Origin of the sequence: Alcaligenes sp. SDU_A2 (genome assembly GCF_038237375.1) — a bacterium.
Classification (GTDB): Bacteria; Pseudomonadota; Gammaproteobacteria; order Burkholderiales; family Burkholderiaceae_B; genus Alcaligenes.
In genome coordinates, this window is the sequence record NZ_CP151273.1 from 1283773 (window position 1) to 1302662 (window position 18890).

General features: G+C 60.6%; 17 protein-coding genes. 11 read left to right on the top strand and 6 right to left on the bottom strand.

Going from position 1 to position 18890, the window contains the following annotated elements:
* Positions 1–34 precede the first annotated feature (34 nt).
* Positions 35–358, bottom strand: a complete 324-nt coding sequence (gene fdxA, locus AADW57_RS06010; RefSeq protein ID WP_341669142.1) for a ferredoxin FdxA — start codon at positions 356–358, stop codon at positions 35–37.
* A 233-nt stretch (positions 359–591) separates the two neighbouring features.
* Between fdxA and pncB the strand changes: the two genes are divergently transcribed.
* Entirely contained in the window at positions 592–1767 is a 1176-nt protein-coding gene (gene pncB, locus AADW57_RS06015) for a nicotinate phosphoribosyltransferase (RefSeq protein ID WP_341669143.1), read from the top strand.
* Positions 1768–1797: 30 nt separating this feature from the next.
* On the opposite strand, the gene AADW57_RS06020 is transcribed toward pncB, so the two are convergent.
* Positions 1798–2316 carry a flavodoxin family protein gene (locus tag AADW57_RS06020; RefSeq protein WP_341669144.1) on the bottom strand — a complete coding sequence of 173 codons (519 nt, stop codon included), beginning with the start codon at positions 2314–2316 and terminating at the stop codon, positions 1798–1800.
* A gap of 82 nt (positions 2317–2398) precedes the next feature.
* Here AADW57_RS06020 and AADW57_RS06025 point away from each other — a divergent pair, with 82 nt between their 5' ends.
* From AADW57_RS06025 to accD, 4 genes are all read left to right on the top strand, one after another.
* On the top strand, positions 2399–4660 hold the full coding sequence (locus tag AADW57_RS06025) for a RelA/SpoT family protein (RefSeq protein ID WP_341669145.1): 2262 nt from the start codon (positions 2399–2401) through the stop codon (positions 4658–4660).
* Between the two features lie 74 nt (positions 4661–4734).
* Positions 4735–5934: a tryptophan synthase subunit beta gene (gene trpB / locus AADW57_RS06030; protein WP_341669146.1), complete on the top strand. Its 1200-nt coding sequence runs from the start codon at positions 4735–4737 to the stop codon at positions 5932–5934.
* Positions 5935–5951: 17 nt separating this feature from the next.
* Entirely contained in the window at positions 5952–6785 is an 834-nt protein-coding gene (gene trpA / locus AADW57_RS06035) for a tryptophan synthase subunit alpha (RefSeq protein WP_341669147.1), read from the top strand.
* Positions 6786–6901: 116 nt separating this feature from the next.
* The gene (gene accD, locus AADW57_RS06040; protein ID WP_341669148.1) at positions 6902–7783 is read left to right on the top strand and encodes an acetyl-CoA carboxylase, carboxyltransferase subunit beta; all 882 of its coding nucleotides are present in this window, start codon (positions 6902–6904) and stop codon (positions 7781–7783) included.
* Positions 7784–8799: 1016 nt separating this feature from the next.
* Here accD and AADW57_RS06045 read toward each other — a convergent pair.
* Entirely contained in the window at positions 8800–12006 is a 3207-nt protein-coding gene (locus AADW57_RS06045; protein WP_341669149.1) for an Rne/Rng family ribonuclease, read from the bottom strand.
* 485 nt (positions 12007–12491) lie between these two features.
* Between AADW57_RS06045 and AADW57_RS06050 the strand changes: the two genes are divergently transcribed.
* From AADW57_RS06050 to AADW57_RS06065, 4 genes are all read left to right on the top strand, one after another.
* Positions 12492–13460, top strand: coding sequence for an RluA family pseudouridine synthase (locus AADW57_RS06050; protein ID WP_445819184.1), 969 nt, complete (start codon positions 12492–12494; stop codon positions 13458–13460).
* Positions 13457–14110: an HAD family hydrolase gene (locus AADW57_RS06055; protein ID WP_341669151.1), complete on the top strand. Its 654-nt coding sequence runs from the start codon at positions 13457–13459 to the stop codon at positions 14108–14110. Before AADW57_RS06050 ends, AADW57_RS06055 begins: the two co-directional genes overlap by 4 nt.
* Positions 14111–14172: 62 nt before the next feature.
* The gene (gene msrP / locus AADW57_RS06060; RefSeq protein WP_341669152.1) at positions 14173–15126 is read left to right on the top strand and encodes a protein-methionine-sulfoxide reductase catalytic subunit MsrP; all 954 of its coding nucleotides are present in this window, start codon (positions 14173–14175) and stop codon (positions 15124–15126) included.
* Positions 15126–15740, top strand: a complete 615-nt coding sequence (locus AADW57_RS06065; RefSeq protein WP_341669153.1) for a sulfite oxidase heme-binding subunit YedZ — start codon at positions 15126–15128, stop codon at positions 15738–15740. The genes msrP and AADW57_RS06065 overlap by 1 nt, the downstream gene beginning before the upstream one ends.
* 73 nt (positions 15741–15813) lie before the next feature.
* Here the strand turns inward: AADW57_RS06065 and AADW57_RS06070 are convergent, their stop codons facing one another.
* From AADW57_RS06070 to AADW57_RS06080, 3 genes are read right to left on the bottom strand one after another with little or no spacing between them, the layout of a single operon-like run.
* On the bottom strand, positions 15814–16614 hold the full coding sequence (locus AADW57_RS06070) for an N-acetylmuramoyl-L-alanine amidase (protein ID WP_341669154.1): 801 nt from the start codon (positions 16612–16614) through the stop codon (positions 15814–15816).
* 11 nt (positions 16615–16625) lie between these two features.
* Positions 16626–17348: an SAM-dependent methyltransferase gene (locus AADW57_RS06075; RefSeq protein ID WP_341669155.1), complete on the bottom strand. Its 723-nt coding sequence runs from the start codon at positions 17346–17348 to the stop codon at positions 16626–16628.
* A 9-nt stretch (positions 17349–17357) separates the two neighbouring features.
* The gene (locus AADW57_RS06080) at positions 17358–17954 is read right to left on the bottom strand and encodes a Maf family nucleotide pyrophosphatase (RefSeq protein ID WP_341669156.1); all 597 of its coding nucleotides are present in this window, start codon (positions 17952–17954) and stop codon (positions 17358–17360) included.
* 144 nt (positions 17955–18098) lie between these two features.
* Between AADW57_RS06080 and AADW57_RS06085 the strand changes: the two genes are divergently transcribed.
* Positions 18099–18605: a YceD family protein gene (locus AADW57_RS06085; RefSeq protein WP_341669157.1), complete on the top strand. Its 507-nt coding sequence runs from the start codon at positions 18099–18101 to the stop codon at positions 18603–18605.
* 71 nt (positions 18606–18676) lie between these two features.
* A complete protein-coding gene (gene rpmF, locus AADW57_RS06090) occupies positions 18677–18859 on the top strand; it encodes a 50S ribosomal protein L32 (RefSeq protein WP_003800968.1) in 183 nt (60 codons plus the stop codon).
* Positions 18860–18890: the final 31 nt, after the last annotated feature.

Here is an 18890-nt window from a genome sequence, read left to right on the forward strand (position 1 = left end):
AGGCGAAGTGGGGCGGCTGCTTGGGGTGGGGGAGTCAGCGCTCCAGATACTGTAGTTTGTTTTCAACACCGTTCCAGTCGTCGGCGTCGTCTAAGGGTTTTTTAGAACGGTTGATGCTGGAGAACACCGGCGAGAGCTCGGCGTTCAGCTCGATGAACGGGACCTGGTCCTGGGGGACGTCCTCTTCGGCGAAAATGGCGTTGGCCGGGCATTCAGGAATACAGACGGCGCAGTCTATGCATTCGTCCGGATCGATCACCAGAAAGTTCGGGCCTTCACGAAAACAATCCACCGGGCACACATCCACGCAATCGGTGAATTTGCACTTGATACAGTTTTCGGTGACGACGTGGGTCATTTCAGTAAAGCTCCTGCGGGATCGGTAGGGCTGTCGGTTCCTGGCCGGTGCTGCGGCTGCGCGGCGCAGGCTGACAGGGCTCAAGAGGACAGAGTCTGGAATCAATTTGCTGATTTTAACGAATATTCGGGTTCTTGCTTATTGAGATGACGCAAGCCGATCCGTCATGCCCTGGGGTGCGCGGGAGCAGGCCGGCATGCTATGGTTGCGCAAACCAACCTGGCATGCCCGCGATGATCATCACTTCTCTTCTTGACACGGATCTGTACAAATTTTCCATGATGCAGGTTGTGCTGCATCAGTTTCCGGCGGCACAGGTGGAATACCGCTACAAGTGCCGCACCCCCAATATTAATCTGAGCCAGTACCTGGACCAGATCCGCGCCGAAATCCACAACCTGTGCCAGTTGCGCTTTAGCGAAGCGGAACTGGATTATCTGCGCACGCTACGTTTTATCAAGAGCGATTTTGTCGATTTTCTTGGCCTTTTTCATTTGCCCGAGCGTTGCATCAGTGTCGAGCCCGGCGAGCGGCCCGGCGAGATCGAGATACTGGTCAAAGGGCCGTGGCTGCACACGATTTTGTTCGAGATTCCGGTGCTGGCCATCGTTAACGAAGTCTACTTTCGCAACGAGTGTCCCAACCCGGCCTGGGCCGAAGGGCGTCAGCGCCTGCAGTCCAAAATGCGCTTGGTGGTCGATGATCCTGCCCTGGCCGATTTCCGGGTGGCCGACTATGGCACCCGCCGGCGCTTTTCCAAGCAGTGGCACGAAGAAGTCGTCACCACCATGATTGCGCAGATGCGTCCGCATTTTGCCGGCACCAGCAATGTGTGGCTGGCCATGAAGCATGGTGTGACCCCTCTGGGCACGATGGGGCACGAGTATCTTCAGGCATGTCAGGCGCTGGGGCCGCGTCTGCGCGATTCGCAGATTTTCGCGCTGGAGGTCTGGGCAAAAGAATATCGGGGCGACCTGGGCATTGCCTTGTCCGATGTGTACGGCATGGATGCGTTCCTGCGTGATTTCGATATGTATTTCTGCAAGCTGTTCGATGGGGCGCGTCACGATTCCGGCGATCCCTTTGTTTGGGGCGAGCGCCTGCTGGCGCACTATGCCGCCAACCGTACCGACCCGCGCACCAAGACTTTGGTGTTTTCGGACGGGCTGACTATCCCCAAGGCGATCGAACTGGCTTTGCGCTTTGCAGGGCGTTGCAAAGTGTCGTTTGGCATAGGCACCAATCTGACCAACGATCTGGGCCACGAACCGCTGCAGATCGTCATGAAGATGGTGCGGTGCAATGGTCAGCCCGTAGCCAAGGTGTCGGACGCGCCCGAAAAAACCATGTGCGATGATCCGGCCTATCTGGCGTACTTGCGCCAGGTGTTTCAGTTGCCGCCTGCCTGATCGACTGTTTCTCGGCCCCTGGCGTCTTGCCTACAGGCAGAGCAGGGCGGCCAGGTGCGCGCCGGCTTGTTCTGCTTGTTCGGCCTGCTCCGGCGTCAGATGCTTGGGTCTTAGAATCGCGGCAGGTGTCTGTGCTTGGAAGTTGAAGATCCGGCCGGGCCAGGCCGGTTCCAGCCGCCAGCCGGTGCAGATGCGCTCCAGCTGTGCTAAGGCACCGTGCCCGTCGCTGCCGGCACTGATCAGGGCGGCATACGGGCGGCCATTTATTTGTTCCAGCACGGCGTAATACAGCCGATCAAAAAACTCTTTCATGGCACCGCTCAGGCTGCCCAGGTTTTCGGGAGCGCAGAACAGGTAGGCCTGTGCCTGGCGCATATCGGTGTCGCTGACTTGTTCGCATGGCAGTACACGGACCTGGATGCGGTGTTGTTCTTGCAGTTGTGCCAGTACGTGGCGCGCTCCGTGGCCGGCGTGTTCGGCCAGTTGGCGGGCCGCGCCGGTGCGCGAATGCCAAATAATCAATAGTTCCCGGGGCTCGGACAGGCTCATAAGCTCATACTCGCGGTGATAGACTACGACTTGTAGTATAGAGAGCGGCCGTAGCAATGGTCGCCATACCGACGTATACGATATGAATCACACCGAATCCTCCTCTCTTGCTGAACCGGTTTTCAGTCCGCAGTGGCTGGCGCAGGCCGGTACCGGACTGGATGAACCGGGACGGGAATTGTTGCAGCGCGCCGCCCAGTGGGCGGCTCCGGCCTTGCTGGATCTGCCCGGCAGCACGGGCGAACCGCTGGATCAGCATTGCGCTCAGGTGGCCGTTATTCTGGCTGGTCTGGGTGCCGATGCGCAGACGCGTGCCAGCGCCTTGCTGGCGGTTATTCCTTCGCCGGGCCGCGACGTCAAACAAGACCCGATCCAGAAAGCGTTCGGCGCCGAAGTCATGACGCTGGTGCGCGGTTCGCGCGCGCTGTACAGGCTGGGTTCCATTACAGGTCAGGCCAAGGAACAGCCGGGGGCCGGCGACCAGAAAGAAATGAAGCGCAAGATGTTGCTGGCGATGGCTGCCGATCTGCGCATCGTCTTGATGCGGCTGGCCTCGCGCTTGCAGTCGCTGCGCTGGTTTCGCCAGTCCAAGACCCCATGCCCGACGGCCTTTGCCCGCGAAACCCTGGAGCTGTATACGCCGCTGGCCAATCGTCTGGGCATCTGGCAGGTCAAGTGGGAAATGGAAGACCTGGCCTTTCGTTTTCAGAATCCGGATATTTACAAAGAAATTGCCCGTCAGCTCGACGATAAGCGGGTGGAGCGCGAAACCCTGATTGCCCAAGTGCGCGACCAATTGCTGGCGGCATTAAAGCGCGAACACATTGTTGCGCAGGTATCGGGGCGTCCCAAGCATATCTACAGCATCTGGAACAAGATGCGCAACAAGCACCTGGACTTTGCTCAGTTGTATGACTTGCGCGCCTTGCGCGTCATTGTCGAGGATGAGCGCAGTTGCTACAACACGCTGGCTGTCGTGCATTCGCTCTGGACGCCGGTGCCGGCCGAGTTTGACGATTACATCTCCCGACCCAAGCCCAATGGCTACCGCTCCCTGCATACGGTGGTGGCCGATGCGCAGGGGCGCAGTTTCGAGATCCAGATCCGTACCCACGAGATGCACCAGCATGCCGAGTTCGGGATGGCCGCGCATTGGCGCTACAAAGAGGCAGGGCCGCAAGGCGGGCAGGTCGCCGCCGATGGCGAGGACGATCGCAAAATCGCCTGGATGCGCCAGTTGCTGGCCTGGGATCGGGAAGCGACCACGTCCAATGGGACGCCGTCAGAGACACCTGGGATGCGGTCGGATGCTTTGCCGGCAGCGGCAGTGCCGCGCCCCTTGAAAGCGCAGGATGACGAGCACATTTATGTGCTGACCCCCCAGGCCCGCGTGATTGAGTTGCCTGTGGGCGCGACCCCCGTGGACTTCGCCTACTATTTGCATACGGATCTGGGGCATCGCTGCCGGGGCGCGCGCGTGGATGGGCAGATGGTGCCTTTGTCCACGCGCCTGAGCACCGGGCAGACTGTCGAGATCGTGGCGGCCAAGTCGGGCGGCCCGTCCCGGGACTGGCTCAATATCCAACTGGGCTTTCTGGCCAGTCCGCGTTCGCGCTCCAAAGTGCGGGCCTGGTTCAATGCCATCGAATTGCAGCAGCGTATCTCCCAGGGCCAGGCCATGGTCGAGAAAGAGCTGCAGCGTCTGGGGCGCACGGCCGTCAATCTGGAACAGATGGCTCAGCAACTGGATTTTGCCCGTGCCGACGATCTGTATGTGGCCGTGGCTAAGGACGAGTTCAGCCTGCGTCACATAGATGCGCTGTTTCGTGCGGATACTCCGGACGAGGAGCCTGTGCGCCGGGTATTCGATTCGGCCAGCGACAGCGTGGCCAAAACAGGCAAGAGCGGCGTTCTGGTCGTGGGGGTGGATTCACTGATGACCCAGTTGGCGCGCTGTTGCCGTCCCGCCCCGCCTGATCTGATTTCGGGCTTTGTGACGCGGGGGCGGGGGGTGTCCATTCACCGTGCGGACTGCAAGTCGTATCGCGAACTGGCCTTGCGCCAGCCGGAGCGGGCGATCGATGTGGACTGGGGCAAGACAGGCGATGCCTTGTACCCGGTCGATCTGGCCATCGATGCGCAAGAGCACCCTAATCTGTTGCGCGATCTGTCGGAAGTGTTTGCGCGCCTGCGCCTGAATGTCACCGGCATCAACACTCATAGTCGCCGTTCGCTGACCCAGATGGTTTTTACGATCGAAGTGCGCGATGGCGAGCAGATTCAGAAGGCGCTGACGGCCTTGAACGAGCTGCCGGGCGTCAGCGCCCGCCGTTACTCGTGCTGAACTGCTAAAATCAAGAAATTCGAGCCTGACGCGCCTTGCGTTCGTCATGCTCCTGTCAACCAAGAGAGCTAGCTTTGAAAACCTATACCTTGCCCGACCCGGATGGACATTTTGGTCAGTTTGGTGGTTCGTTTGTAGCCGAGACTCTCGTTCACGCCCTGGACGAGCTCAAGGCCGCCTACGAACGGTATCGGAACGATCCTGACTTTCTGCACGAGTTCAACTACGAGCTCAAGCACTTCGTCGGTCGTCCCAGCCCCGTGTACCACGCCCGTCGATGGTCGGAGCAACTGGGTGGCGCTCAAATCTGGTTCAAGCGCGAAGACCTCAATCACACTGGCGCGCACAAGATCAACAACTGCATCGGTCAGATACTGCTGGCACGCCGCATGGGCAAGCCGCGCATCATTGCCGAGACCGGGGCCGGCCAGCATGGCGTGGCAACGGCCACGGTGGCGGCTCGTTATGGCCTGGAGTGCGTGGTTTATATGGGCAGTGAAGACGTGCGCCGTCAGGCATCCAATGTCTATCGCATGAAGCTGTTGGGGGCGACCGTGGTGCCGGTGGAGTCCGGTTCGCGCACTCTCAAGGACGCCTTGAACGAAGCCATGCGCGATTGGGTCACCAATATCGAAAACACCTTCTATATCATCGGCACGGTAGCCGGTCCGCATCCTTATCCCATGATGGTGCGGGACTTCCAGGCTGTCATCGGTCAGGAATGTCTGGAACAAATGCCCCAGGCCTGCGGCCGTCAGCCTGATTATGTGGTGGCGTCGGTAGGCGGCGGCTCCAATGCGATGGGTATTTTCTATCCCTATATCGAGCATCAGGATGTGGCGCTGGTCGGGGTGGAAGCGGCCGGTCGCGGCCTGGAAACGCTGGAACACTCCGCGTCCCTGAACAAAGGTCAGGTGGGGGTGCTGCACGGTAACCGTACCTACGTGCTGCAAGACGACAATGGCAATGTCATGCCCACGCATTCTGTGTCGGCAGGCCTGGATTACCCGGGTGTGGGTCCGGAGCACGCCTGGCTTAAAGATTGTGGCCGGGCTCAATATGCCACAGTCACCGACCAGGAGGCCCTGCAGGCTTTTCACGAGTGTTGCCGCATCGAAGGCATCTTGCCGGCTCTGGAGTCCGCCCATGCGCTGGCTCACGCCGCCCGCATGGCACCGACGCTGGGCAAGGACAAGATCATTCTGGTCAGCTTGTCCGGGCGTGGCGACAAAGACATGCATACGGTTGCCGAATACGGCGGCCTGACTCTGTAATTAAGCGGGAATTCACTATGTCGAGTAACGTGCGCCTGAAAGCGGCGTTTGAGCGTTTGAACGGGCGCTGTGCCCTGATTCCCTACGTCACGGCCGGGGACCCGTCCGTGCCGTCCACGGTAGCCCTGATGCATGCTTTGCGTCAGGCCGGCGCGGATGTCATCGAACTGGGCGTGCCGTTTTCCGACCCCACCGCCGACGGTCCAGTCATCCAGCGTGCTGCCGAACGGGCCATCAGCCGTGGGGTAGGATTGCGCAAGGTGTTGGATATCGTGCATCAGTTTCGGCAGTTGGATTCCGAAACTCCCGTGGTGTTGATGGGCTACGCCAATCCTATCGAGAACATCGGTCAGGCCGAATTTGCCCGCCTGGCCGGACAGGCGGGAGTGGACGGTGTGTTGACGGTGGACTACCCGCCCGAAGAATCGCAGCAGTTCACCGCCTTGTTGACCGAGCATGGTGTGGACACCATTTTTCTGCTTTCACCCACATCGACGGACGAGCGTATCGCCAAGGTGGCTGCATTGGCGCAAGGCTATGTGTACTATGTTTCGCTCAAGGGCGTGACCGGCTCCGGGCAGATCGATATTGCCGATGTGGAGCATCACCTGCAGCGCATCCGCCAGCACGTTACCATTCCGGTCGGCGTGGGGTTCGGCATTCGGGACGCAGATAGCGCCAAGGCGATTGCCCGCAATGCGGATGCCGTGGTGATCGGCTCCAAGCTGATTGAAACCATGGAGCAGGCAGTCCAGGCCAATACCGGCAAAGACCCCAAGGATGTGGATGCCGCGGCCGTCGCGGCTGCCGGCCAGTGGCTGGGGCAGATCCGCCAGGCCTTGGATAATTAGCCTAAAAGCGCTTTTAGCGTTTAGAATCATGTGCCTGTTCCCGGTGAACAGGCGCTTTTTTTCAGAATAAGAGGCTCGTCTGCCTTGGGCGGGCGGGCCGAACACAGGATCTCACAATGAGCTGGATCGAGAAAATACTGCCACCGCGAATCAACCGCAATCCCGAGAGCAGCCGCCGTGTGCCGGAAGGCCTGTGGGTCAAATGCCCTTCGTGCGAGTCGGTGCTTTACAAAGAAGATCTGCAAGCCACTCTGAATGTCTGCCCTAAGTGTAGCCATCACATGCGCATCGGCGCACGTGCGCGCATCCGGGCGCTGCTCGATGCCGATGGCCAGGTTGAGATCGGTTCCAATACACGTCCTATGGACCCCCTCAAGTTTCGTGACTCGCGCAAGTACACGGAGCGTGTGGCTGAAGCGAACAAGCAGACGGGTGAAACCGAAGCGATGGTGGTGGTTAGCGGCACGATATTGTCGGTACCGGCCGTCGTGGCCTGCTTCGAGTTCGAGTACATGGCCGGTTCCATGGGGTCGGTCGTGGGCGAGCGCTTTACGCGTGGTGTGCAGGCAGCCATTGCCAATCGCAGTCCTTTTGTCTGCGTGGCGGCATCGGGCGGTGCTCGTATGCAGGAAAGCCTGTTTTCGTTGATGCAGATGGCCAAGACTACGGCCATTCTGGCCGAGCTGTCCGAAGCCGGCCTGCCATTTGTCAGCATCCTGACCGATCCGACGATGGGTGGCGTGTCTGCCAGTTTTGCCTTCATGGGCGATGTGGTCATTGCCGAACCCAATGCCCTGATTGGTTTTGCCGGTCCGCGCGTCATCGAACAGACAGTGCGCGAAAAACTGCCCGAAGGTTTCCAGCGCGCCGAATTCCTGCTGGAAAAAGGGGCCATCGATATGGTCATCGACCGCCGCGAACTGCAGCGCGAATTGGCCGAGCTGCTGGCCTTGCTGACCCGTCAGCCGGCCGAGGCGGTGTCGCGTCTGGCCTGCTGATCTGGCCCGGTAGTCCGAGTTTTTTGAAGATGCCGCCTTTCGAGGCGGCATTTTTTTATCTGACGTAGTGCAGGTGCCGTTTTCTCCGACTCATGCCCTATCAATAAGGGGTGTGCTCGATTGTCGGATTCCGGCCGGACGGCGCAAGGGCAAACCTGAACGAGACCGAGCCGATTTTTTTTGTCGGCCATTGCTCCGCGGAGCTGTGCTTGGAGCAAAAAAGGTTCTTCGAAGCATTCTGGGAGCCAATTTACCCGCTCGATGAGGAGCTGGCTTTTTTAAGACGCCATTCAAGGCGCAGCACGCTCGGACGGTGCTGATGGCTTACCGGCGCGCTGCGCCGGTACCCTGGTCGGGACGCATGGCCGGGCGCGTCGTTAACTCCGGCGGGTTACTTGTCCGCCGGACAAGTAACAAGCGCCGCCGTCAAACAGAACGACGCTTGCATCCCGTCCCCGCGCCCCGCCTGCGGCAAGCCATCCGATCCGCCCCGTTCGAGCGTGCTGCGTCTTGAACGGCTCAAAACACCGATTACATAGCTCCGGCTATACATCGCCATACCCAACAGCCCATTAAGCGGATCGCTGATATCTTGTATGACGTATGCGGACGTCCCGCCATTTGGGCCAAGCACAGGGGTGCTGTTCTCGTCAGGCCGACCATAGCGGGCCGGCGGGCGAATCAGGACCTTCGCCGCAGGCGGGATGCCGGGGCGGGAAGCAAGGAGCGTGCTGTTCGAGCAGGACGCGTGTGATTCGTCCGGTGGACGAATCACCCTGCGAGTTCACGCTCCGCCCGCCCCGGTATCCTGACCAGGGAACCTGCGCGCAGCGCGGGCGAAGGACCCAGCCTAGCCGGCCCGCTATGGTCGGCCTGGCGAGAATCCGAGGTTCTCTCTGTTTGGCTTAAACGGGCCAAGCAATACGAAGAAATCCCCGGCATTTAGCGAAGAAGCAAAAAAAAAGCCAGTCAGTATGGAACTGACTGGCATTGACCCGAGGGCTTAGGTCGGTCGCTTAGTGCGTTTCGACTTGCTGCAGCGGTTCGCTGCTCTCGGTCTTGGCAGCACGCTTGCGCGGACGGCCTAGGCGTGCCGGCGTGGGCTGGTAGTCGTCCTGAACCGCAGAGCGGGAGGTTTCTACCAGTTCGATGCCGGCTGCTTCCAGGACGGCTTCCAGCTGAGCGGGTTGGGCAACGACCGCTTCGCTTGCGCCATTGTGTGCGGCTTGGGCCTGGGTGGCGACAGGCGCAGCCTGTTCAAGCACCGGGGCTTGCTGGGCTGGCTCGGTGCCGGACACAGGCTCTTGCGCCAAGGCGTCGACTGGGGCTGGCTCCTGAGCCACATCTGCTGGCGCGGGCTGTTCCTGTTCAAGCGGTACAGAAGCGGTAGGTTGCTCCTGTTCGATCTGTACAGAAACCGCAGGCTGTTCCGGGGCGATGGATACCGCTTCTTGGGCGTGTGCCACAACCACAGGTTCGGTCTGCACCGGCTCGGCGCTGTGTTCCACGACAGGGGCTGGCTCGGCTGCTGGCGTTGCTGCCTGTTGCTGGGGCTGGATAGCCACGGGTTCGGCGACGTGTTCCACGACGGCCGCTTGCTCCTGTGCGGGCTGAACCTGCTCTGCGGTCACTGGCACGACAGGCTCTTGGGGAGCTGGCGCAGCCGGTTCGGCGTCGATGGCCGTCGCGGTGTGCTCGGGTTGTTGAACAGGAGCCTGGTCTTGTGCTTGTACCGAGTCAGCAGGGGCTGGTGCCGCTGCGGAAGTAACGACGGCGGCTGCCTTCTGGGCCTGATCTTCCAAAGCAGCGGGGTTGAAGGCCGGCGTTTCGTGCGCGACGTAAGCAACGGCAGACGCATCTTCTGCGCTATCTTCGTTTTCCGTGGCGGCATTGGCGTCCGGGCTGCGACGGCCGCGACGGCTGCGGCGGCGGCGGCGCTTGCGCTCGGGGTCCAGTGCATTGGCGTCGGTGCCTTCTTCGCCGTCCAACTGATCGTTGTCGGTTTCCTCGGCTGCGTCGGTACGAGCGTCCGCCACGGCAACGATGCCGGCTACGGCGGCGGCCGCTGCGACAGGTGCTGGCTCTTGCGCGGAGTCGGGCGTTGCTTCGACGGCCAGGTCTTTATTCAGTTCCGGCGTGTCCGTGGTGCCTTCTTCGCGGCGCTGGCGACCACGACCGCGTCGATTGCGCGTGCCACGGTTGCTGGTGGTCGTGCTTTCGTCGTCGATGGGGGCAGCCGGTGCTGCGGCAGTGGTGCTGTTCTGGCGGGTTTCCAGCGCCGATTCCGAAGCGGCGGACGCCGGACGGCGGCGACCGCGTCCAGAGTTGCCGGCGGCGGGCGTTTCGGCTGCCGGTTTTTCTTCGGGGGTGGATTCGCTGCGATTGCCTTGACGGCGTCCGCGCGAACGGTCGGTCTGGCTGCGGCCATTGCCGGACTGGCCGCTGCGTCCTTGACGGCGATTCGATGCCGACTTGGCCGAGTCGGCCTTGGGCGCTTCTGCGGCAGGTTCGGCGGGGGTGCCGGTCAGCCAGCCGATCAGACGCTTGATAAGGCTGGGCGAACCGCTGGCGGAAGCCGCTGCGGCAGGGGCGGGGCTGGGCTTGCTGATGGGGGCAGGCTGAGCCGGCGTAATGCTCTTGACCAGTGCTTCGGGGCGTGGCTTGACTTCGTGGCTGCGGTGCGGCACCAGACTGTCTTGCTGCTCGGGCTGTTGAACCAGTTCGTAGCTGCTGCGCAGTTCGTCCAGGCGTGGATCATCGTGACGCAGACGTTCGATGACGTGATGCGGGGTTTCCAGATTCTTGTTGGGAATCAGGACCAGGGCGATGTTCAGGCGCGATTCGATCTTGGTGATGTCGCTGCGTTTTTCATTCAGCAGGAAGGTGGCCACATCGACAGGCACCTGTGCGTGCAGGGCCGCTGTGCCTTCCTTCATGGCCTCTTCCTGCAGCAGGCGCAGCACATGCAGGGCGCTGGATTCGGCATCGCGCACCACGCCGGTGCCGGTGCAGCGTGGGCAGGTGACGTGCGAACCTTCGTTCAGGGCGGGGCGCAGGCGCTGGCGCGACAGCTCCATCAGGCCGAAACGCGAAATCTTGCCCATCTGAACGCGGGCGCGGTCAAAGTGCAAGGAGTCGCGCAGGCGTTGTTCGACAGCGCGCTGGTTCTTGCTGTCTTCCATATCGATGAAGTCGATGACGATCAGGCCACCCAGGTCGCGCAGGCGCAGTTGGCGGGCGACTTCGTCGGCCGCTTCCAGATTGGTGCGCAGGGCGGTTTCTTCAATGTCGGCGCCTCGCGTGGAACGCGCCGAGTTGACGTCGATGGCGACCAGCGCTTCGGTGTGGTCGATGACCACCGCACCGCCCGAGGGCAGTTGTACCGTGCGCGAGTAGGCGGTTTCGATCTGGTGTTCGATCTGGAAACGCGAGAACAGGGGGATGTCGTCGCGGTACATCTTGACCCGATGCAGATTGTCCGGCATGACCACGCTCATGAAAGCGGCGGCCTGCTCGTGGATCTCGTCCGTATCGATCAGGATCTCGCCGATCTCGGGCGAGAAGTAGTCGCGGATGGCGCGGATGACCAGGCTCGACTCCAGGTAGATCAGGATAGGGGCGGCGTTGTCGCGGGCGGCACCGTCGATGGCCGTCCACAGTTGCATCAGGTAGTTCAGATCCCACTGCAGCTCTTCGACGCTGCGGCCTATGCCGGCCGTGCGTGCAATGATGCTCATGCCCTGTGGGATATCGAGCTGGTCCATCGCTTCGCGCAGTTCCTGGCGATCCTCGCCTTCGACGCGACGCGACACACCGCCCCCACGGGGGTTGTTAGGCATCAGGACCAAGTAGCGGCCAGCCAGCGAGACGAACGTGGTCAGGGCTGCGCCCTTGTTGCCACGCTCTTCTTTTTCGACCTGAATAATCAGTTCCTGACCTTCGGTCAGGGCGTCCTGGATGCGGGCGCTGCGCACATCCACGCCTTCCTTGAAGTAGCTGCGGGCCACTTCCTTGAAGGGCAGAAAGCCGTGCCGCTCTTCGCCGTAGCTGACGAAGCAGGCTTCCAGGCCGGGTTCGATGCGGGTGATGACCCCTTTGTAGATATTGCCTTTGCGCTGTTCGCGCCCGGCTGTTTCGATGTCGAGGTCAATAAGCTTTTGACCGTCGACAATGGCGACGCGTAATTCTTCTTGATGCGTCGCATTGAACAACATGCGTTTCATGAGTGAGGATCTCCGTAGTCATGGAGCACCGTTTATCGGCGCACGACCTCGGATCACTTGGTGTGTAGCGCAATAGCTGCAGCAGAACAGGGCGGACAGGCGTATTCGGCCTGCCTGCTTATAGTCTGGAAGGCACGAATCGCAGGTAAGTGCGAAGTTCAGTCAGCAGGGGGGTCAGGTTCACGTGTGTGGTTGACGGATACAAAGTTGCTGGGAACGGCAGTCGCGTTGATGACGCGCCTGGTGCAAAAGAGCGGGACAATCTGTGCAGGAATTCAGCGCCGCACGCGGGAGGCAGGCATTTGACTGGAAAGCGGGCGTCTCGCCACGCGACTTTCACTATTTCGGGCCTGCCCCGGCGACCTTGTGACCCGGAAGCTGGAACTCAAGGATACAATTATAAAACCTTGTCCATCCAACGGAGACGCACCCTTTGCATCTCTACGCCGGACCTAGTCTCAGCTTCCTTAGGCTGAAGCGATTATATGCCCCTTTTTGTTATGTGCAAACCTCACGATTCACAAAGATTGCCCCCCCAGGTGCGAATGATACGCATCGATGAAAGCCATGCGGGTCAGCGCATCGACAATTTTCTGCTGCGCGAGTGCAAAGGGGTGCCCAAAAGCCATATTTACAAGGCGATCAGGGGTGGCGAAGTGCGTGTCAATAAGGGCCGCATCAGCAGCGACTATCGCCTGGAAAACGGTGATATGGTGCGCGTGCCGCCCCTGCGCCTGCCCGAGCGCGATGCGCCCCGTCATGTCCCGGCCGCGGTCTTTCCGGTGGTATTCGAGGACGAGCACCTGATGGTCATCGACAAGCCCGCCGGCGTGGCTGTGCATGGCGGCAGCGGCGTGTCCTTTGGCGTCATCGAGCAGTTGCGCGCCGCCCGTCCCCAGGAGCGGTTTTTGGAGCTGGCGCATAGGTTGGATCGCGAAACCTCCGGCCTGCTGATTATTGCCAAGCGCCGCGCCGCGCTGGTCGAGCTGCACGATATGTTCCGCGAAATCCGTGCGCGCAAGTTCTACCTGGCCCTGGTGCAGGGCGATTGGGTGAATGACCGCCAGCATATCCGCTTTCCCCTGCTGCGCTGGTTGACCGCCAATGGCGAGCGGCGGGTGCGCGTGGACAACGAGGGCAAGTCCGCGCATACCATCATTACTTTGCAACGTCGTTTCGGGCGCTTCAGCCTGTTGCAGGCCGAGCTCAAGACCGGTCGCACGCACCAGATACGGGTGCATCTGGCGCATTCGGGCTTTCCTATCGTCGGCGACGAAAAATACGGCGACGATGCATTGCGCGAACAATTCGCGCGCCAGGGCTTTAAGCGCATGTTCCTGCACTCGGGGCGTCTGGAGTTTGATCATCCTGTTACCGGCCAGCCTCTGGTTCTGGAGGCACCTTTGCCGCCCGAATGCAGGGCGGTGTTAGATCGTTTGGAGAAACAGCCATGAATCGTTACGCCGCTGTGGTGTTCGACTGGGACGGAACCGTCATGGATTCTACGTATTCCATTGCCAGCTCGATCCAGCAGGCTTGTGTTGACTTGCAACTGCCCATGCCGTCCATCCAGCAGGCCAGTTGGGTTATCGGACTGTCCCTGGAAAGTGCTTTGTATCGGGCCGTGCCGGACCTGAGCGCCGAGCAGATGCCGCAGTTTCTGGAACGCTATCGTTTCCACTTTATGCAGCGCGATCCTCATATCAAGCTGTTCGACGGCATTGTGCCGTTCCTGGGCGAGTTGCGTGACCGGCAGGTGGCGCTGGGCGTGGCTACCGGGAAAAGTCGCCAGGGTTTGGATCGTGTTCTGCAGCAAGTCAGCTTGGGGACGTATTTTAATGCCACGCGCTGCGCGGACGAAACACGCAGCAAGCCCGATCCGGAAATGCTGCATCAGTTGCTGGACGAGCTGATGCTGGAGCCGGAGCAGGTGCTGATGGTGGGTGATACCGCGCACGATATACATATGGCGGCCAATGCTGGCGTGGATAGCGTGGCCGTGACCTACGGTGCGCATGATCCAAAGACACTGGCGCAGGCCCGTCCTACTGTGATGGTGGACAGCGTGGCGCAGATGCGGGACTGGGTCTTGCCGCGCATCTGACAGACAACAGGAACTTGGCGGCGAAGTGGCAGTCTCAATCAGACAAACGACAGGAGATGGCCATGTTTAAGTCGCGCTCAAGGCCCGTGCGCTCTTCGGAAATCACAGACGAGTCGGTCTGGCGAATGCGTCGCCGGATACTTTTGCAGGCACCTGGCGCATTGGCGCTGGCGGCGGCGCTGCCGGGCAGGGCGCAGGCCCTGGGCGCGTCTCAGTCCTTGGATTTCAGTCCTTCGACGCGTTGGACAGTGGCGCAGAAACCGACCAGCGAATCCGATGTCACGTCCTACAATAATTATTACGAGTTCGGCACCGGCAAGGAAGACCCGGCTCGTTACGCGGGTGCCCTTAAAACGGAGCCGTGGACTTTGACTGTCGACGGTCTGGTCGGAAAGCCTCTGACGTTGGATATCGATCAGATCGTAAAACTTGCCCCGCTGGAAGAGCGCATCTATCGCCTGCGCTGCGTGGAGGCCTGGTCTATGGTGGTGCCTTGGGTGGGGTATTCCCTGTCCGAGCTGATCAAGCGTGCCGAACCGTTGGGTAATGCCCGTTTTGTGCGCTTTGAAACCGTACGGGACGAGGCCGCCATGCCGGGCTTGCGTTCCTCCATTCTGGATTGGCCCTATGTCGAGGGCTTGCGTTTGGACGAGGCCATGCATCCCTTGACCTTATTGGCGACAGGTTTGTATGGCAAGTCCCTGCCCAAGCAAAACGGCGCGCCGGTACGGCTGGTCGTGCCCTGGAAATATGGTTTCAAATCCGCCAAGTCCTTGGTGCGCATTACGCTGACGGATGCCTTGCCGGTATCCAGCTGGATGCGGGCGGCTCCGCAGGAATATGGTTTTTATGCCAATGTGAATCCTGCGGTGCCGCACCCGCGCTGGAGCCAGGCGACCGAGCGCGTCATCGGCTCGGGTTTTTTCGCCGCCAAACAGCCAACGCTGCCGTTCAATGGCTATGCCGACGATGTGGCCGGGCTGTACGCCGGCATGGATCTGGCGCGGGATTATTGATGCGAGCCTGGAAATCCGTGCAGGTGGATCGCGTCAAACCGCTGGTGTTTGTGCTGGGTTTGTATCCTTTGTTGCGTTGGGTCTGGCTGGGTTTTTCGGGCGGGCTTACAGCCAATCCCGCCGAATTCCTGACGCGTTCCAGCGGCCTGTGGGCCTGGGTGTTGCTGCTGATCACTCTGGGAATTACACCGTTGCGGCGTGTGTTGGGCCAGCCTGCTTTGCTGCGGCTGCGGCGCATGTTGGGGCTGTTTGCTTTTTTCTATACGGCACTGCATACGGTGGCCTGGGCCTGGTGGGATCGTTCCGGCGACTGGCTGTCGATGTGGCACGATATCGTCCAGCGCCCTTTTATTACGCTGGGTGCCGTGGCAACCGTGCTGATGTTGCTGTTGGCCGCGACTTCTACGCATGGCTGGCAACGGCGTCTGGGGCGTCGCTGGAGCACCCTGCATCGTAGCGTTTATGCCGTGGCGGCCCTGTCGGTCGTGCATTTTTATCTGGTCAGGGCGGGCAAGAACGATGTGCTGGATGTGCTTGTCTACGCGGCTATTTTTCTGGTGCTGATGCTGCTGCGTAAATGGCCGGCGGCGGCTCGGCAGTCGCCTGCTGCCTAAGTCTGTCTGGCGTGTTTTGCCGGGATCGGCCGCAACCGTTTTGTGTCGCGGCCGATTGCCTTGCGGTGGCTCTTCAGTTCAGGCTTTTCAGTATGGCCAGGGTTTCGGCATCCAGCACGCCATCAAAGCGCGCCGGCCTGTAGTGCATCTGGAAGGCGGCAATCACGTTTTGCGTGGCCTTGTCCCATATGCCGCTTTCGGGTGTTTCGTAGCCGGCTTTGCGCAGCAGGGCTTGTACTTCCGTCGCCTGTGGCAAGGGCTGGGTGGCGTACTGCACCTGTAATTGGCGTGCCCGTGCTTCGTTATACCAGCGTCCCAGACCGGCCCGGGCCAGTTCCTGCCAGGGGAACAGGGGGCCAGGGTCCAGCTTGCGTTGTGGTGCCACGTCGCTGTGGCCAATGATATTGCGAGGGGTCACGCCGTGGCGTTGCGCCAGGTCTTTGAGCAAAACGATCAGTGTCTGAATCTGTTCGGGCGTATAGGGTGCCCAGCGCCCGTCGTCCAAGCGTCCAGGATTGACAATTTCAATGCCGATCGACCCTGTGTTCAGGTCCGTGAAACCATACCAGGAACCCAGGCCGGCGTGCCAGGCCCGCCGGTTTTCATCCACCAGTCGGTAGACCGTGGGGCGGTGTTCGTCAGTAATCAGGTAATGAGCGCTGACATTGCGCTGGGTCAGGACTTTGAGCGAGGTCGGCGTATCGCCGGCTGTGTAATGCACGATCAGGTAGCGCACGCGACTGTTCTGGCCTTCGGCCCGCAGGCTGTCGTTGATTTTCAGTGGTCCGCCGCTGCCGCAGGCAGCCAGCAGGGCGGCTGCGGCCAGAACGGCGGCTTGGGTGATGCGACGCAGCGCAGAGCGAGTGTGCGACATGGGATTCCTTTTTAGCGGCCGGCCAGAAACAGGAAGATGCAGGGGATTTTGTCCAGATCAGGGGTGCGGCGTTCACGCCATTGCTCGATGCTGGCGGTGTGTACCCATTCCTGGGGCGTGGTCAGGCCCCGGGCCACGCACAGGCGCGTGCCGGGTTTGAGGGTTTGCAGCAATGTGGCGAACATGGCCTGATTGCGGTAGGGCGTTTCGATCAGGATCTGAGTCTGTTTAAGGGATTGCGATGTGCTTTCCCATTGTTTGATCTGTTTGGCGCGGGCGGCGCTGTCTACCGGTGCATAGCCGTGAAAGGCAAATTGCTGGCCGTCCAGGCCGCTGGCCATCAGACTGAGCAAGATCGAGGACGGGCCCACGTGGGGACGAACGGCAATGCCCATGTCGTGCGCCAAGGCAACAACGGCGGCACCTGGGTCCGCCACGGCGGGGCAGCCAGCCTCCGACACCAGGCCTATGGCCTGTCCGGCCAACGCAGGCTTCAGCCATTCGCGGATCTCGCCGGGTTTGTTGCCGCGCTTGTCCAGGGTATGGATGGTGATTTCCTGCAGGGGCGTAGCGGTGCCGATCAGTTTCAGAAAGGCACGGGCTGTTTTGGCGTTCTCGGCAATAAATACCGTCAGTTCGCGGGTCAGGGCCTGGACATGGGTTGGCAGCCAGTCGTTAGCGGGGCTGTCGCCCAGGCCGACGGGAATAAGGTGCAAGGGGGCGGATTGGGGCATGGGGTGTTCCTAGGCGAAGGTGGTCGGCAGGCTGGGCAGCAGAGGGTTCAGGCCGAAGCGGCGCAGCATGGAGCATAGTTCGATCAAGGGCAGTCCTATGATGGCGGTCGGGTCATCCGAGCGCATGCTTTGCATCAAAGCGATGCCCAGGCCTTCGGCCTTGGCGCTGCCTGCCGTATCGTAGGGGGTCTCGGTGCGCAGGTAATGTTCGATTTCTGCATCGTCCAGCGTGCGGAACAGACAGTGTGTGATGATGTCGCTGCATAGCGTCTTTTGTCCGTCGGTCACGCATAGGGCGCTGTGAAACGCGACTTCGCGTCCGCTCAGGGCGCGCAATTGACGTACGGCACCGGCATGATCGCCGGGCTTGCCAATGGCGTCCGTGCCCAGTGTGGCGACCTGATCCGAACCGATGACCAGAGCACCGGGATTCAAGGTGCTGATGCGGGCGGCTTTTTCGCGTGCCAGGCGCAGGCTCAGGGCGGCCGGCTGTTCGTCGGGGTGCGGTGTTTCGTCTATGTCCGGGGACTGGCAGGTGAAAGGCAGGCCCAAACGCGTTAACATGTCGCGTCGATAGATTGAGCTTGATGCAAGGATGATACGCATGGTGTGTCTTGCTGTGCTTTGGTTTGACTGTCGTGCTCGAAGCGCTGTATTATCTAATGTTTTCTTCGTTATTGAAATGGTCCTACTTGCACAGGCCTTGCGTTTTTGGGGCTTGTTTGGGCAGGGTTGTTCTTTGATGCGCTCATGGCGAAACACTATATAGATACCCAAAGTCTTGGCCGCGGTCCCCAGCGTCTGGCTGGCCAGGCCCGTGTTGCGGATCTGTCTCGCCTGGTGTCGGATCTGCCGGCGCAAGGCGATCTGGTCGTGGACTGGAGCGTGGCGGGCAGAGCGGATTCGGCAGGGCGGAATTTTGTGCTTGTACAGGCCCAGGGTTCCGTGGTGTTGCAATGCCAGCGCTGCATGAAGCCGTTTGAATGGCCTCTCGATATTTCCAACGAAGTGGAAGTTGTGGCAACAGAAGCCGAGCTTGAGCTGGATGACGACGACGTCGAAGGCCCGGATCGCATTTTTTGCGAAGGCCGTCTGGATGCCCTGGGTCTGGTCGAGGACGAGCTGATTCTCAGCGTGCCGTATGTGCCGCGTCACGAGGTCTGCCCCGGCAATCAGCCGGATGCAGCGCCCGAGGACGAACCGCCGGCTAAGCGGGAATCGCCGTTTGCCGTACTGGGTTCGCTCAAGAAACCTTGATTGTTTGTTGCTAATTCGTTAATTTTTCGGGCTGTTCCCATATTCGGGCCAGTCTATCTACAGGAGTCATCATGGCTGTTCAGCAGAATAAAAAGAGCCCGTCCCGGCGCAACATGCGTCGTTCGCACGACGCACTTACCGGTCCTTCGACGGCCATCGAGCCAACGACGGGCGAGCTGCACCTGCGCCACCACATCAGCCCCAACGGCATCTACCGTGGCCGTAAAGTGCTGAAAACAAAGAACGACGAGTAATCTACCTCTTTGTCTTTGCAAGCAACATAGG

Coding starts and splice junctions, on each gene's coding strand:
- rpmF (WP_003800968.1), top strand. CDS start 18,677: ATGGCTGTTCAGCAGAATAAAAAGAGCCCGTCCCGGCGCAACATGCGT.
- msrP (WP_341669152.1), top strand. CDS start 14,173: ATGTTTAAGTCGCGCTCAAGGCCCGTGCGCTCTTCGGAAATCACAGAC.
- accD (WP_341669148.1), top strand. CDS start 6,902: ATGAGCTGGATCGAGAAAATACTGCCACCGCGAATCAACCGCAATCCC.
- fdxA (WP_341669142.1), bottom strand. CDS start 358: ATGACCCACGTCGTCACCGAAAACTGTATCAAGTGCAAATTCACCGAT.
- pncB (WP_341669143.1), top strand. CDS start 592: ATGATCATCACTTCTCTTCTTGACACGGATCTGTACAAATTTTCCATG.
- AADW57_RS06050 (WP_445819184.1), top strand. CDS start 12,492: ATGCCCCTTTTTGTTATGTGCAAACCTCACGATTCACAAAGATTGCCC.
- trpA (WP_341669147.1), top strand. CDS start 5,952: ATGTCGAGTAACGTGCGCCTGAAAGCGGCGTTTGAGCGTTTGAACGGG.
- AADW57_RS06025 (WP_341669145.1), top strand. CDS start 2,399: ATGAATCACACCGAATCCTCCTCTCTTGCTGAACCGGTTTTCAGTCCG.
- AADW57_RS06075 (WP_341669155.1), bottom strand. CDS start 17,348: ATGCCCCAATCCGCCCCCTTGCACCTTATTCCCGTCGGCCTGGGCGAC.
- AADW57_RS06065 (WP_341669153.1), top strand. CDS start 15,126: ATGCGAGCCTGGAAATCCGTGCAGGTGGATCGCGTCAAACCGCTGGTG.
- AADW57_RS06055 (WP_341669151.1), top strand. CDS start 13,457: ATGAATCGTTACGCCGCTGTGGTGTTCGACTGGGACGGAACCGTCATG.
- AADW57_RS06045 (WP_341669149.1), bottom strand. CDS start 12,006: ATGAAACGCATGTTGTTCAATGCGACGCATCAAGAAGAATTACGCGTC.
- AADW57_RS06070 (WP_341669154.1), bottom strand. CDS start 16,614: ATGTCGCACACTCGCTCTGCGCTGCGTCGCATCACCCAAGCCGCCGTT.
- AADW57_RS06085 (WP_341669157.1), top strand. CDS start 18,099: ATGGCGAAACACTATATAGATACCCAAAGTCTTGGCCGCGGTCCCCAG.
- AADW57_RS06020 (WP_341669144.1), bottom strand. CDS start 2,316: ATGAGCCTGTCCGAGCCCCGGGAACTATTGATTATTTGGCATTCGCGC.
- AADW57_RS06080 (WP_341669156.1), bottom strand. CDS start 17,954: ATGCGTATCATCCTTGCATCAAGCTCAATCTATCGACGCGACATGTTA.